This is a genomic window from Streptomyces sp. NPDC037389 (assembly GCF_040636475.1).
Taxonomy (GTDB): Bacteria; Actinomycetota; Actinomycetes; order Streptomycetales; family Streptomycetaceae; genus Streptomyces; species Streptomyces hesseae.
Genome location: NZ_JBEZUS010000015.1, coordinates 21,252 through 34,549, shown reverse-complemented (window position 1 = coordinate 34,549; position 13,298 = coordinate 21,252). Strand labels below are relative to the sequence as shown.

Annotated in this window: 12 protein-coding genes; 7 read left to right on the top strand and 5 right to left on the bottom strand. The window is 69.1% G+C overall.

The features are described 5' to 3' along the window. Positions 1 to 45: 45 nt before the first annotated feature. The 4 genes from AB0E98_RS27850 (at position 46) to AB0E98_RS27835 (ending at position 3,601) form a co-directional block, all read left to right on the top strand. The gene (locus AB0E98_RS27850; RefSeq protein ID WP_361707750.1) at positions 46 to 1,044 is read left to right on the top strand and encodes a VlmB-like protein; all 999 of its coding nucleotides are present in this window, start codon (positions 46 to 48) and stop codon (positions 1,042 to 1,044) included. Beyond that, positions 1,041 to 2,087 (top strand): beta-ketoacyl-ACP synthase III, encoded by a 1,047-nt coding sequence (locus AB0E98_RS27845; RefSeq protein ID WP_361707747.1) that lies wholly within the window; start codon positions 1,041 to 1,043, stop codon positions 2,085 to 2,087. The genes AB0E98_RS27850 and AB0E98_RS27845 overlap by 4 nt, the downstream gene beginning before the upstream one ends. A gap of 63 nt (positions 2,088 to 2,150) precedes the next feature. Continuing rightward, a complete protein-coding gene (locus AB0E98_RS27840) occupies positions 2,151 to 2,381 on the top strand; it encodes an acyl carrier protein (protein WP_361707744.1) in 231 nt (76 codons plus the stop codon). After that, positions 2,381 to 3,601 carry a beta-ketoacyl-[acyl-carrier-protein] synthase family protein gene (locus AB0E98_RS27835; protein WP_361707741.1) on the top strand — a complete coding sequence of 407 codons (1,221 nt, stop codon included), beginning with the start codon at positions 2,381 to 2,383 and terminating at the stop codon, positions 3,599 to 3,601. Before AB0E98_RS27840 ends, AB0E98_RS27835 begins: the two co-directional genes overlap by 1 nt. Before the next feature lie 166 nt (positions 3,602 to 3,767). On the opposite strand, the gene AB0E98_RS27830 is transcribed toward AB0E98_RS27835, so the two are convergent. Next, positions 3,768 to 4,547 carry an AfsR/SARP family transcriptional regulator gene (locus AB0E98_RS27830; protein WP_361707739.1) on the bottom strand — a complete coding sequence of 260 codons (780 nt, stop codon included), beginning with the start codon at positions 4,545 to 4,547 and terminating at the stop codon, positions 3,768 to 3,770. 556 nt (positions 4,548 to 5,103) lie between these two features. Here AB0E98_RS27830 and AB0E98_RS27825 point away from each other — a divergent pair. Then, positions 5,104 to 5,934, top strand: a complete 831-nt coding sequence (locus tag AB0E98_RS27825; protein ID WP_361707736.1) for an alpha/beta hydrolase — start codon at positions 5,104 to 5,106, stop codon at positions 5,932 to 5,934. Here the strand turns inward: AB0E98_RS27825 and AB0E98_RS27820 are convergent. Continuing rightward, on the bottom strand, positions 5,921 to 6,766 hold the full coding sequence (locus tag AB0E98_RS27820) for a helix-turn-helix transcriptional regulator (RefSeq protein WP_361707964.1): 846 nt from the start codon (positions 6,764 to 6,766) through the stop codon (positions 5,921 to 5,923). The two genes, AB0E98_RS27825 and AB0E98_RS27820, sit on opposite strands and share 14 nt — an antisense overlap. A 169-nt stretch (positions 6,767 to 6,935) precedes the next feature. Beyond that, positions 6,936 to 8,405: an NF041680 family putative transposase gene (locus tag AB0E98_RS27815; RefSeq protein WP_361707734.1), complete on the bottom strand. Its 1,470-nt coding sequence runs from the start codon at positions 8,403 to 8,405 to the stop codon at positions 6,936 to 6,938. 406 nt (positions 8,406 to 8,811) lie between these two features. Between AB0E98_RS27815 and AB0E98_RS27810 the strand changes: the two genes are divergently transcribed. Continuing rightward, positions 8,812 to 9,018: a hypothetical protein gene (locus AB0E98_RS27810; RefSeq protein ID WP_361707733.1), complete on the top strand. Its 207-nt coding sequence runs from the start codon at positions 8,812 to 8,814 to the stop codon at positions 9,016 to 9,018. Between the two features lie 703 nt (positions 9,019 to 9,721). Here AB0E98_RS27810 and AB0E98_RS27805 read toward each other — a convergent pair. After that, the gene (locus AB0E98_RS27805; RefSeq protein WP_361707731.1) at positions 9,722 to 11,245 is read right to left on the bottom strand and encodes an aldehyde dehydrogenase family protein; all 1,524 of its coding nucleotides are present in this window, start codon (positions 11,243 to 11,245) and stop codon (positions 9,722 to 9,724) included. 96 nt (positions 11,246 to 11,341) lie between these two features. After that, complete coding sequence (locus AB0E98_RS27800) at positions 11,342 to 12,601, bottom strand: GAF domain-containing protein (RefSeq protein ID WP_361707728.1); 1,260 nt, start codon at positions 12,599 to 12,601, stop codon at positions 11,342 to 11,344. A gap of 204 nt (positions 12,602 to 12,805) precedes the next feature. On the opposite strand from AB0E98_RS27800, the gene AB0E98_RS27795 reads away from it, so the two are divergent. Next, positions 12,806 to 13,075 (top strand): holin, encoded by a 270-nt coding sequence (locus AB0E98_RS27795; RefSeq protein ID WP_361707725.1) that lies wholly within the window; start codon positions 12,806 to 12,808, stop codon positions 13,073 to 13,075. Positions 13,076 to 13,298: the final 223 nt, after the last annotated feature.

Below are 13,298 nucleotides of genomic sequence, written 5' to 3'. Positions count from 1 at the left end.
CCTCGTGGCACCAGAACCACGTCCCATGAAGGAGAAGGCAGGACCATGACCACCACCCCCTACGACGGAACCACGGCACCCGAGGCCGACTGGGACACCGCCCCTGGCCTCCTGGACGGGGCCATGAAACTGACGCTCGGGCCGCGCGACTGCGACCTCGCCTACTGGATCACCTCCGTCGCGCAGGGCACCTTGCGTGACCGGGGCGAGAGCGGACACCACAAGGACGCCGGCGTGCCGAACTTCCTGCGCGCCCCTGGACCGCTGCGCGAGGCCCTGGTCCTGGAGTTCGGCTTCCGCGGGCTGTCCGAGGAGATCGCCACCCGGCTGCTCGGCCACTACGTGACCATTGCCCCCGGCGTCCCGGAGATGGAGTTCTACGCCACCCAGCTGCTGGACGAGGCGCGGCACGCCCGGGTCTTCCGCAATCACCTGGTGGAGCTCGGTATGTCCGAAGCCACGCTCCTGGCGGACATCGAAGAGATGTCGGCGGACTACCGGCGCCGGGTATTGCAGCCGGTGGAGGACTTCACCCTCGACATCGTGCGCGACCAGGGCGACTTCATCGGCGGCGTCGCCGTGTTCGCCATCGTCATCGAAGGGGTGCTCGCTCCGGCGGCCGAGCTGAGCGAACGTAAATGGACCCCGCTGTCCCCGGCCACGGGGGAGATCTCCCGGGGCACGGCGATCGACGAGATCCGCCATCTGACGGTGGCCAGCACCATCCTCAAGGAGCACCTGGAGCGGCATCCCGAGGCGCGGGACCGGGTGCTGGAGATCATTCAGGCCGGGGCGCGGATGTGGGACGTGGTGCCCGACCGCGAGTTCGTCATCCACCGCGAGGAGCTCTTCCAGCAGGGGATGGCCGAACACGCCGACAAGGTCGGCGACTACGAGATCTGGCCCGGTGTACGGATGATCGACACCACTCCCGACCAGCGTTACGACATGGCCGAGCACTGGACCGACGAGATGGCCAGGACCCGGTTGGCCTACATGGGACTGCCCCCGGACGTGCTCGGCATCCAAGGGACGTCGGCGTGAGCCCCGTCGCTGCCGAGGCCGCGGACATCACCCGCCGCTACGGGCCGGCGGCGGTGATAACCGGCATCGGTGCGTACCTGCCGCCGGACGTGGTGACCAACGACGACCTCGCGGCCCGGCTGGACACCGATGACGCGTGGATCCGCAGCCGCACCGGGATCGCCCGTCGGCACGTGATCACGCCCGGCACGGCCACCTCCGACCTGGCGGTGGAGGCGGGACGCAGGGCGCTGGAGTCAGCGGGCGAGCGGCTCCCGGACGCGGTGGTGCTGGCGACCACCACACCGGACCGGCCCTGCCCGGCCACCGCCCCCGAGGTCGCCAACAGGCTCGGTCTGGGTGGCGTCGCGGCCTTCGACATCGCGGCCGTCTGTACCGGCTTCCTGTACGGACTCGCCACGGCCGCGGGACTGATCGCGTCCGGGGTGGCCGAACGCGTCCTGCTGATCGCCGCGGACGCCTTCACCACGATCATCGACCCGAACGACCGCGGAACCTCGGTGATCTTCGCCGACGGAGCCGGTGCGGTGGTGCTGCGGGCGGGCGGTCACGAGGAGCCGGGTGCGATCGGCCGGATCGTCCTGGGCAGCGACGGCGGGCTCAGCGACCTGATCGAAGTCCCGGCGGGCGGCTCCCGCACCCGTTCCTCCGGCGTCGCGCCGAAAGCCGGTGAGGAGTACTTCCGCATGCGGGGCCGTGAGACGTACCGGCACGCGGTCACCCGTATGACAGCGGCCTCGCGGTCGGCCGCCGAGTCCGCCGGCTGGACCACCGCGGACGACGTCGACCGGTTCGCCGCCCATCAGGCGAACGCCCGCATCCTCAGCGCGGTGGCGCAGGAACTGGGCATCCCCGCCACGCGTCAGCTGTCCAACATCGAACACGTGGGTAACACGGGGGCCGCGTCCATCCCCCTCCTGCTGGCTCGGTCAGCGGCCGAGGGCGCTCTGCTGCCGGGGCACCGGCTGCTGCTCACCGCTTTCGGCGGTGGGCTGGCGTGGGGCGCGACCACCGTGATCTGGCCTGACATCAAGGCGGGTTGACAGCCGGCCCGGTGGCCGGAGCGGAGCGCAAGCGAAGACCGATCAAAGTCAAGGAGACGACTCATGTTTGAAACCCTGAAGGAAATCCTGGTCAGCAAGCTCAAGGTGTCGCCGGAGCAGGTCACGCCCGACGCCACGAGGGAGGAGGTCGAGCTGGACTCGCTGGCGGTCGTCGAGCTGTCCCTGCTGCTGGAGAAGGAGCTGGGCATGGCCATCAGCGACGACGAACTGCTGGAAGCCGCCACGATCGGTGACATGGCCCGGCTGATGGAGCAGAGGAGCACGAAGGTCTGATGGCCGCCTCCGACATCGCGGTCACGGGTCTCGGCCTGGTGACGCCGGGGGGAGTCGGGGTCGACGCGAGTTGGGAGGCCGTCCGTACCGGCCGGCCCACCGCTGCACTCGACCCCGCCCTGGCAGGCAACACCGTCCGGCTGTCCTGCCGGGTTCCGGACTTCGACGCCGACGCGCTGCTGGGGGGACGCCGGGCACTGCGGCTCGATCCTTTCGTGCGGTTCGCCCTGGTGGCGGCCCGAGAGGCACTGGCGGACGCCGGGCTCGACCCGGCGACCTGGGACGGGGCGCGTGTCGGTGTCGTACTGGGCTGTGCCGACGGCGGCCCGGGTACCGTGGAGGCACAGCACCGTGTGCTGTTGGAAGAGGGCCCGGCCAAGGTCTCGCCACTGCTACTGCCCATGCAACTGCCCAACATGCTGGCGGGGCAGACGGCCATCGAGTTCGGGGCCACCGGCCCCAACATCGTGGTGGCCACTGCCTGTGCGTCCGGGGCGACCGCGATCGGTACGGCGCGGGACCTGCTCCTGCTGGACCGCTGCGACGTCGTACTGGCCGGCGGCAGCGAGGCTATGATCACGCCATTGGTGATGGCGGGCTTCGCCAAGATGGGAGCGCTCTCCCGTCGCGAGGACGACCCGGGAAGCGCCTCCCGGCCATTCGACGTCGATCGTGACGGTTTCGTGGCGGGGGAGGGCGCCGGCGTACTCGTCCTGGAGCGGATGGCCGATGCCAGGGCCCGTGGCACCCGCGCACGTGCCCGCATCACCGGATACGCGGCCGGAGCGGACGCCCACCACATGACAAGCCCTCATCCGGAGGGGAAGGGCGTCGAGGCGGTACTGCGCGCCGTACTCCGGGACGCGGGTGCTGCCCCGGCGGACGTCCACCATGTCAACGCGCACGGCACTTCCACTCCGCTGAACGACCTTGTCGAAGCACGGATGTTGAGCAAGGTGCTGCCGGACAGGCCGCTGGTCACGTCGACCAAGGGGGTCACCGGTCACCTCTTGGGCGCGGCCGGCGCGGTGGAGGCGGCGCTCAGCGTACTGACGGTGGAAACGGGCCTCGTGCCGCCCAACGCGGGCCTGCGCACCCTCGATCCACGACTGGAGATCGAGGTTCCCACCACGGCGACCGATGCCCGGATCTCCCTGGCCCTGAGCAATTCCTTCGGTTTCGGCGGGCAGAACGCGGTGCTGGCGATCGCCCGCACATGACCGGACCGCAGTGCCAAGCCCTTCCTGGACCGCCTCCGTCACCGCCCCCGTCGGTGGCGGAGGCTCGCCCGTACCGGGCCCGGTGGCGCACGGCGCCGTCTCCTGAACGGTGGCTCGACGACTGCCGTCCGTCCAGGAGACCGAATGCCGGTTCGATCAGCTTCTATCAGCGGGCCAGCGGTGAAAGATGCAGCGACGGGGCCTGGTTCAGAATTTCCTGGAAACGCAGCTCCAACTGCTTCGAGGGTTCCATGCCCAGCTCGTCGACCATCCGGCTGCGCACGCTGTTGTAGGCAGCGACGGCCTCTGCCTGGCGTCCGCCGCGGTAGAGGGCCAGCATCAGCATTTCGGTGATCCGCTCCCGCCAGGGGTGTACCGTACTCATTCTCTTGAGTTCACCGATGACACGGTTCGGATCTTCGTGGTCGATGCCGAGCCAGAGTTTTTCCTCCAGCGCGCTGAGGTGTTCCTCCTCCAGCTGTAGTGCCACGCTCTGGCACAGCGGTCCCAGGCTCACGTCCTGCAGCGGCGACCCTCGCCACAGGTCCAGAGCCTCTTCGAAGTAGGTGTACGCCCGGCCGGGGTCGGTGGCCAGAGCCTGGCGGGCCAGAGCGGTGCGTTCCCGGAAGACGTTCAGGTCCAGGTCCTCCGGTTGTATGTCCAGGACATAGCCCGGGGCCCGGGTGATGAGGGGCGGCGCGGTACCTTCGGAGCCGGCCAGGGTCTGCAGGGTGCGGCGCAGCCGGTAGACATGGGCCTGCAGTGAGTTCTCCACGGTCGGCGGCGGCCTTTCGCCCCATAATTCCGCGTAGAGTTGTTCGGCGGGCACGGGCCTGCAGTTGCTGACGAGCAGACTTGCCAGCAGCGTGCGCTGGCGCGATCCGGAGATTCCGCGGTAGCGGCCCCCGACTTCGACTCCGACGGAGCCGAGCACTCTGAACCTCACGTTCTGTTCTCCTTGCGGACTAGTGCGTCTCTTCGAGGAGGGGAGAATCACGCCCCTTCGGTGGATGCCGCACGGGGGCAGGCATCCGCCCAGCGTGAGAAGCCGCAGGCTATAGGGAGCGGCTGGAAAGAGTGGGAGTGTCCGATGGCCGAGCAGGTCGGTATTTTTTCCACGACAAAGCCATGGAACTCTTCATCAACGCCCCCGTTTACGGCAGTCAGCTCATTGACCAGAGAACATTGTATTGGGCGGGCGGTCCGCAAGCACATATTTTCGAGTGGGGGTGATTATGAGCCAACCGACATTCGGTACATTTCCTTGCGCGCGGGGCCCTGTCAAAAGCGGGCACAGTGGGTCGGATCGGGTGGCGGGTGGAGGTGTGCTCGTGTGGCCGCGGGGCCGTTAATGGCCGGTTGTTGTATATGGCAGGTTTGCGTCACCGCTGCTGCGGCCGAGGGTGCACGCCCTTATCGCGGCTTCACATGCCGCTTTTCCGTCGCTCTTCATTACCTCGGAGGTAATTGACGCGGAATGCCGGGACGGGAATCATATGGGAATGCCCTTTGTAAAGTCGAGCGACGATGTCGGGCTCTTCTACAACGACTGGGGTGCCGGCCGGCCGGTAGTGCTGCTGGGCACCGCGATGATGAACTCCCGGATGTGGGAGTTCCAGGCGCCGTACTTGGCCGCTCACGGCCTGCGCTGCATCACCTACGACCGGCGCGGTTGCGGGCGCTCGGACCAGCCGTGGGACGGTTACGACTACGACTCCCTCGCAGACGATCTCGCCGCCCTGATGGACCACCTCGACCTGCGCGACGCGGGGCTGGTCGGTTATGCGCTCGGGGGTGGGGAGGCGGTGCGCTACTTGGCGCGCCACGGAACCGACCGGGTGTCCCGGCTCGCACTGGTCGGTTCGACCACTCCCTTTATGATGAAGACGCCGGATAACCCCGATGGCCTGGACATCGCCGCCTTCACGGGGATGACCGAGGCCATGGTCAGGGACCGTCCGCGCTGGGCGGCGGAGCTCGCCGGGCAGTTCTTCGGGGGCGCGCACGCCGATCCGGGCGGTTCGCCCCTCTCGCCGGAACTCACGCGCTGGCTGGCGGAGCTGGCCCTCGACTGCTCGCCGAGGGCTGCCGTGGAGATCTACCGGTCCCTCTTCACCAGCGACCAGCGGGCCGAGACGGCAAAGATCACCCTGCCGACCCTCATCCTGCACGGCGAGGACGACTTGGGCGCGCCCATCGGGCTCTGCGCGGGAGCCACCGCCGCGCTGATCCCGCACAGTACCGTCATCCGTTACAAGGGCGCGGCACACGGACTCTTCGCCACCCACGCGGACCGGTTCAACGCGGATCTGCTGGACTTTATGACGGAATGACGACAGAGGTCTGACCGGGCCGCTCGACGCAGGCGGTCCGCGCGTCTGCGGCGCGCCGGAAAGCGGCGGCGGTCCGCTGGTCGGCGGGGTGCATCGTCTCGAGGGACAGCTCTGCCACGGTGATGTCCGTGGCCGCACCGAACGTGGCGATGGTGCTGAAGAGTTGGAGTTCGGTGCCCAGACCCAGGACACGGATCGAGGCGACGATCGTGTCCGAGAGATCCTCGCCGCGGCCGGGAGGCGTCGAGGCGTCGGGCCAGTACGCGCTCACCTCTTCGTACAGGCGACGCAGGCTCTCCCGGCCCGAGTAGATGGCTTGCCGGTACAGCCGGCCGGTGAGGTGGCTGCGCCACTCTTCGGCGTTGACCACCTGCCGCACCAGACCTTCGGGGTGGAGGCAGATCCGCATCACGTTGAGTGGCGGCACGAGGAGGTGGGGTGACACCTCTTGCAGGAGCAGCTCCGTGCCGGCGTTCATGGCGACGATGTTCTCGTCGACGTCGACCGCCAGGGCCGGGAACGGCGCGTGGGCTCCCAGAATCCGATTGACCGCTTCCCGGACGGCTGCCAGCCGGGGAGCCTCCAGCGGCGTCTCCTGGTACGTGGGGGCGTAACCCGCTGATACCAGCAATGTATTGCGCTGTCTCAACGGGATTTCCAGGCAGTCCGCGAGCCGCAGGACCAGTTCGCGGCTCGGGCGTGAGCGTCCCGTCTCGACGAAGCTCAAGTGCCGGGCCGATGCGTCGGCTTGCAGGGCCAGCTCGCTCTGGCTGACCTTCTTGCGTCGGCGCCAGTCTCGTAATAAGGCGCCGACATCGGAGCCCGTACTCATGGTCGTCACTCGGCGGATTATATCCGCCAGCCCTGAACCGGCGGCGGAACAGCCTTCCAAGTCCCAGCCGCGGGTGGGGAGACCGGATCCCCCTCCGTCGACAAGGGCGTCGGGTGAGGGCCTCCAACCTGTTTCCGCGCAGGTCAGCTTGTTCCTTTACATCGGGCGGTCACTCTCTGCATTGAGGCTCTGATCGTTGCGGTCTGCTTCGGTCACGTTCGATCAGCGTCTCGGGTCGCTTGACGGTTTTGCCCACGTCATGGCGGGTCGGCCGGTGCCGGTTCGGGATGCCTGGGGGCCGTCCGGGGCCTGGCCTGGACGGTTTGGGTGCACGGGCCGGACTGCGGAGGTGTGGTCGGATGTTTCTGAACCTGCGGCGGACGCGGGTCGGGGTGAGCGTGGTGCCGGGCCGGCTGGTCTTCTCCCAGGGCTTGCGCTGGTCCACGGTGAGCGGGAGCGCGAGGCGGAGCTGGGTGTGCGCCGCGATAATCAGCCAGGTCCGCCTGTCCGCCGCCTCCGGGCTCCGCAGCCGTGGCCTGGCCCAGCCGAGGGTCTGCTTGAACAGGCGGAATGTGTGCTCCAGGTCGAAGCGCCGCAGGTAGCACGACCACACGAAGTCGACGTGCTCGGCGTCGGCGCCGATGGCGGAGGACCACAGCCAGATGGGTGGCGCGTCGCGGTCGCCGGGGAGGTGGTCGACCTTCAGCCGGAGCAGGGTGCCCTCGACCAGGGGAAGTTCTCCGTTGTCGTCGATCCACGCGGAGCGGTGGGTCAGCAAGGGGTGTATCCGGTCCCATGCCTGGGTTTCGGCCTTGCCGTAGCGCGCGGTGTCGTTCCTGGTCAGCACTGTGGGTTCGGGCCAGGTGGCGGGGTCGGCGAGCTTGAACCGGGGCCCGTGCTTCGGAGGCCGGCCGCCTTTGGGGTCGTAGAGGTAGGCCGGCTTCGCGAGCCGCAGGACGCGGTCCGAGCGCAGGCGTCCGGCCACCTCGACCGGTAGATCGGACAGGACGTGCGCCAGGCGCATCGGGTCGTAGCCGGCGTCCATCACGACAAGGATCTTCCTGTCGCCCTCCCGCCACTGCCCGGCCGTGATCAAGCGCTCGACCACGGCCCGCAGCTGGCGGGCGGTCACCAGCGCCATGTCGTCGGCGGGGCCGAGGCGGACCATGTCCAGGACCTGCGTCCACGAGGTCCGGTCCGGGGTGAGCGCGGCGACGAACGAGTACGGCCAGCCCGGCACCACATGGTCCGATGAGCGGCCGTTACGGCCGTGGACCAGGCAGAACAGCCGCTCCGGCGAGCACGCCGCGTCCGAGCGCAGCCACGGGGAGACGTCCACGGTGAGCACGATCCGCCCGCCGAACCGTGGCAGAGGCAGCGATATCAGCAGGTCACGCAAGGCATCGGTGTCGAGGCGGCCGTGGTTCAAGGCTCCGTACAGCGAGCCGTAGCCACGCTGGTGCTCGGCGAGTAGCGACAGCTCCACAGGCGTCCGTGTCGGCCCGTCCGCGCACAGCAGCGCGTCGGCCAGTTCGAAGAACGCATCCGCTCGCGCGGACAGACACCCGTAGAAGGCCGTCCGAAAGCGTGACAGGTCCGCGAACGCCTCCCGCTCGCCAGTATGCACCAGCACACTCATCCCACGGCCTTCCTTGTGAACCCCTGGATCTCGTCGCAGAGTTCAGGATCACGAGGAAGACCGCCCCATACACTGCGGTCACCCTAAAGAGTGACCATGTGGCTGGCCCTGACGACAAGGAACAAGCCGAGAATGCGTTGGAAAGCCCCTCATCGAAGGGCTGAGGCTGCTGGATGCTCGTTGGTTCTGGCGTCCGGTGGGGGTCGCCCCCCAGTACCGCCGCGAGTGCTTAGCCTCTCTCCCGGGGGTGCCGAAGAGGGCATTGTGGCCGGCGCGGACACCAGTTCCGGTCTTCACCTCTTGGTGTAGCTGCTCTGGCTCTTAGCGTAAAAGCGGCATTGAGGGACAGTCTCGTACCGGCCCCAGCGCATGGGCGGATCTGGGGCAATGAGCCTGTGGAGGTGCCGTGTTCAAGCGTTTCGGTCTGCTGACCTCAGCGTGTGTCCTGCTGATCCTGGCTCCAGCCGGGTCGGCGTACGCGGATCCCGGAGACCTGGGGCTTTCCGATCTGACGCATGTCGTCAGTAATGAGCTGCCCGGGGCCGGCCAGGTGGTGAGCGATCTAAGCCCTGAGCTGGGTGCTCTCATCGACGGCCCCGGCGGGGCACTCTGACCGGGCGCCACGGCCTAAGCCAGCGATCCGGTCGCCACCGGACGCCGACTGCGGCAGGACCGAGCCCTTCACACCCGCTCCAGCAGCAGGCATACGACTGAACAGGGAGGCAGCAATGGTGCGGCAGGTATGCGCTACGACAACGACGACTCGGACCAGCTCCAGCGGCAGGCCCGGCCGTGCGTGGCCGCGTGTGGCGACCTGCGCGGTTACGGCGTTGGCCGTGGCATGGGGGGTTGCGTCTGCCCCCGCTTCCGCAGCCACAGCCAAAGCCACCGTGCGATACAGCTCCTCTGCCACCGAAAACAGTTACGCCGTCTGGGCTGACGTGACCGTCACGAGCGACGGCAGTAACCGCTACACGATCACAGGGACACTGCAGGGCCAATGCCGGCACAAGTTCGGCCCCAGTCAGTACATGGGCCTGGAGTACGGCAGCAGCCGTGAATCCTGGAAATGGATCGAGGACCCTTGCCCCGCGGACTACCGCGGCAGCGCCGTCTCTGTCCTTGGGAGCGGTCGTTTGGCCCGTGACCGGAAAGTACACCTCAGGGCTGGCGCCTGGGGCGGCCAACTCGCTGGGAGTTGGGGCTGGGGCAACACGACCATCGTCGTCGTCTGACAGCGATGAACTTGTTCCTTATCGTCGCTCTGCGTGATGGCCGACGATAAGGAACAAGGTCAGAGGCCGTTTCCATACCTCCTAGAAGAAGCCGAGCTTCTTCGGCGAGTAGCTCACCAGAAGATTCTTCGTCTGCTGGTAGTGCTCCAGCATCATCCGGTGCCCCTCCCTCCCGATCCCCGACTGCTTGTAGCCGCCGAAGGCGGCGTGGGCCGGGTAGGTGTGGTAGCAGTTGGTCCAGACGCGGCCGGCCTGGATGGTGCGGCCGGCGCGGTAGGCGGTGGTGCCGTTGCGGGTCCAGACGCCGGCGCCCAGGCCGTAGAGGGTGTCGTTGGCGAGGGACATGGCGTCGTCGAAGTCGGTGAAGGACGTGACGGCGACGACCGGGCCGAAGATCTCCTCCTGGAAGACGCGCATGCGGTTGTGGCCCTCGAGGATGGTGGGCTGGACGTAGTAGCCGCCCGCGAGTTCGCCGCCCAGGTCGGCCCGGGCGCCGCCCGTCAGGATGCGGGCGCCTTCCTGCTTGCCGATGTCGAGGTAGGAGAGGATCTTCTCCAGCTGGTCGTTGGAGGCCTGGGCGCCGATCATGGTGTCGGTGTCCAGGGGGTGGCCGGGGACGATCGCCTCGGTGCGGGCCTTGGCCGCTTCCAGGAACGTGGCGTAGTGGCCGCGCTGGACGAGGGCGCGGGAGGGGCAGGTGCAGACCTCGCCCTGGTTGAGGGCGAACATCGTGAAGCCCTCGAGGGCCTTGTCGAGGAAGTCGTCGTCCGCGGCGGAGACGTCGTCGAAGAAGATGTTAGGGCTCTTGCCGCCCAGTTCGAGGGTGACCGGCTTCAGGTTCTCCGAGGCGTACTGCATGATCAGGCGGCCTGTCGTCGTTTCGCCGGTGAAGGCGATCTTGGCTACGCGAGGGCTGGAGGCCAGGGGCTTGCCCGCTTCCACGCCGAAGCCGTTGACGATGTTGACCACCCCCGGCGGGAGCAGGTCCGCCACCAGGTCCAGCCAGACGTGGATCGACGCCGGGGTCTGCTCCGCCGGCTTGAGGACGACCGCGTTGCCCGCCGCCAGTGCCGGGGCCAGCTTCCAGGCGGCCATCAGGATCGGGAAGTTCCAGGGGATGATCTGGGCGACCACGCCCAGCGGCTCGTGGAAGTGGTAGGCGACGGAGTCCTCGTCGAGTTCGGAGAGGCTGCCCTCCTGGGCCCGTATCGCGCCCGCGAAATAGCGGAAGTGGTCGATGGCCAGGGGGATATCGGCGGCCAGGGTCTCGCGGACCGGTTTTCCGTTGTCCCACGTCTCGGCGACGGCCAGGATTTCGAGGTTCCGCTCCATGCGGTCCGCTATGAGGTTCAGGACGAGGGCGCGTTCCGCCGGGGAGGTGCGGCCCCATGCCGGGGCCGCGGCGTGGGCGGCGTCCAGGGCGCGTTCCACGTCCTCGGCCGTGCCCCGCGCGATCTCCGTGAAGGGGCGGCCGTCGACCGGGGACGGGTTCTCGAAGTACCCGCCCTGCTTGGGCGGTACGTACTCGCCGCCGATCCAGTGGTCGTACCGTGGGCGGTAGGTGACGATCGCGTCCGGGGAACCAGGGGTGGCGTAGCGGGTCATGGCGGCCCTTCGGGTGGGTGGGTTCGTCGTGCGTTCCGGGGTGGTTCGGGGTGCGCCTCGCGTGCACGTTCTGCACGTCCTGCGCGTCACGCGACGCTAGTCCCGGTCCCGTTGCACGAACGTTGCCCGCAGTCGTCCCGCCCGCTCCGCCACCGGGCCCCGGTGCGCCGCGCCCTCGGGGAGCGTGGCCAGCAGGCGCTCCCACACCTCCAGGTCCTCCTCGCCCCACGCGCTGTCCGCCCACAGCTGGAGCGCCCCCGCGTCGCCTCCGCCCAGCACCGCCCTGCGCAGTCTGTCCTCCAGGAGGCGGCGCAGCCGCTGTATCCCCGGAGCCTCGGACGAAGGGAGCAGCGGGCCGGCGTAAGCCCGTAGCGCGGCGCACAGGTCGCCCGCCGTCAGCGTTCGTTCCACTTCTGCCGCGTCCGTCTCCACGGGGACGCTCAGCCGGTACGGGCGCGAGTGCAGCAGCGCGCCCACCAGTCGGCGCAGTCGGGACAGTTCCGCGCGCAGGGTCACCGGTGGCACCGGGCGTTCCCCGTACAGGGCCAGCGAGAGCTGGTCGCCCGTCAGGCCCGCCGGGTGGGCCGCCAGCAGGGCCAGGATCTCGCTGTGCCGTCTGCTCAGGCGTAATCGGCGCCCGGCCGTTACCAGCAGGGCCTCGTCCCGGCCCAGGACCGACAATGCGGGCTGCCCTCCGGCAGGGCTGGACGCCAGTTGGGCCTCCGCCGCGCGGGCCGTCGCCTGGACCAGGGCCAGGCTGTGCGGGCCGGCCAGGTGGTCGCCACCGGTGATGTCCACCGCGCCCAGCAGTCGTCCGGTCACCGGGTCGTGGATGGGGGCCGCGGCGCACGTCCACGGCTGGACCAGACGGTTGTAGTGCTCGGTGGCGAAGATCTGCACGGCGTGGTCCAGGGCGAGGGCCGTGCCCGGCGCGTTGGTGCCGGCGTGGCGCTCGTCCCAGCGGGCGCCCGGTACGAAGTTCATCCGCTCGGCGCCCCTCCGCACCCCCGCGTGTCCCTCCACCCACAGCATCCGGCCCGCCGCGTCGCAGACCGCGAGCAGGTGGGCGCCGTCGTCCGCGATGGTGCCGAGCAGTTCGCGCAGGAGCGGCATCACGCGCGCCAGCGGGTGCGCGCGCCGGTGGCGTTCCAGCTCGTCGTCGGTCAGCTCCACCGGAGCCATGAACTCCGGACCGGGCAGCACGGCCGCCGAGCGCCGCCACGAATCCGCGACGACCGCGCGGACCCGGGGGCTCACCACCCCGTCCGAGACGAACGCCGAGTGCGCGCCGCCCATCGTCCGGCTCCGCTCGGCGGGGTCGGCGCCGGACGCCATCGCGAGCCAGGGGTTGACCACGTGGACCCTCCCGGAGGTCGGCCGCCTCCGTGACCATACCGCCGGGCGGGTGCGCGGCGAACGCCGAGCGGAAGAGGGCTGTGCCGACGGGTCGGCGGGTAGGACACGGACAGCGGAGAGTTGCGGTGGACACGTCACAGTGGTGACGCTGGCACCCGTCAGTGCCTCCGCGCGTACATCAGGAACTCCCGAAACGGAAACACAGTGAACCGTAAGGTATTTCTCGACATAGCCGAGCGAACCCTCGCCGCCTACGTGACCACCTTCCTCGGCATCATCATCGCCGACGGATTCGACCTCACCAGCATCTCCGCGCTCAAGGCCGCGGCCGTCGCCGCGCTCCCCGCCGCGCTCTCCGTGATCAAGGGCGCGATCGGCAGCCGTTTCGGGGACAAGGACAGCGCCGCCTGGCTGCCCGAGCGTGACAAGGCGGGTGGCGGGACTTCGGCGGGGACACCGGCCGGCGGTCGGTAGCCCGGGACGCCGCGCGCGGAAGCCTCGCGGAAGCCGGCATTTCACACGGGGTGTGCGCGGCGCACCCGCGCCCACCCCCTCGCACACGCTCCCGCCCGGGCCTTCCTCGCGGTTGACTCGAGAACGCGAGTCCCACTGGCGCGACGGGACCGGTGCCGCCGGTCATTCCCCCCGAGCCTGGCGGCCCGCCGACCCGTACCGCCGGGCGGACGGTACGGGTCGG

Excerpts from the sequence above, each read along its gene's own strand:
- AB0E98_RS27850 (WP_361707750.1), top strand. The coding sequence starts at position 46 with ATGACCACCACCCCCTACGACGGAACCACGGCACCCGAGGCCGACTGG.
- AB0E98_RS27825 (WP_361707736.1), top strand. The coding sequence starts at position 5,104 with ATGCCCTTTGTAAAGTCGAGCGACGATGTCGGGCTCTTCTACAACGAC.
- AB0E98_RS27815 (WP_361707734.1), bottom strand. The coding sequence starts at position 8,405 with ATGAGTGTGCTGGTGCATACTGGCGAGCGGGAGGCGTTCGCGGACCTG.
- AB0E98_RS27835 (WP_361707741.1), top strand. The coding sequence starts at position 2,381 with ATGGCCGCCTCCGACATCGCGGTCACGGGTCTCGGCCTGGTGACGCCG.
- AB0E98_RS27820 (WP_361707964.1), bottom strand. The coding sequence starts at position 6,766 with ATGAGTACGGGCTCCGATGTCGGCGCCTTATTACGAGACTGGCGCCGA.
- AB0E98_RS27805 (WP_361707731.1), bottom strand. The coding sequence starts at position 11,245 with ATGACCCGCTACGCCACCCCTGGTTCCCCGGACGCGATCGTCACCTAC.
- AB0E98_RS27840 (WP_361707744.1), top strand. The coding sequence starts at position 2,151 with ATGTTTGAAACCCTGAAGGAAATCCTGGTCAGCAAGCTCAAGGTGTCG.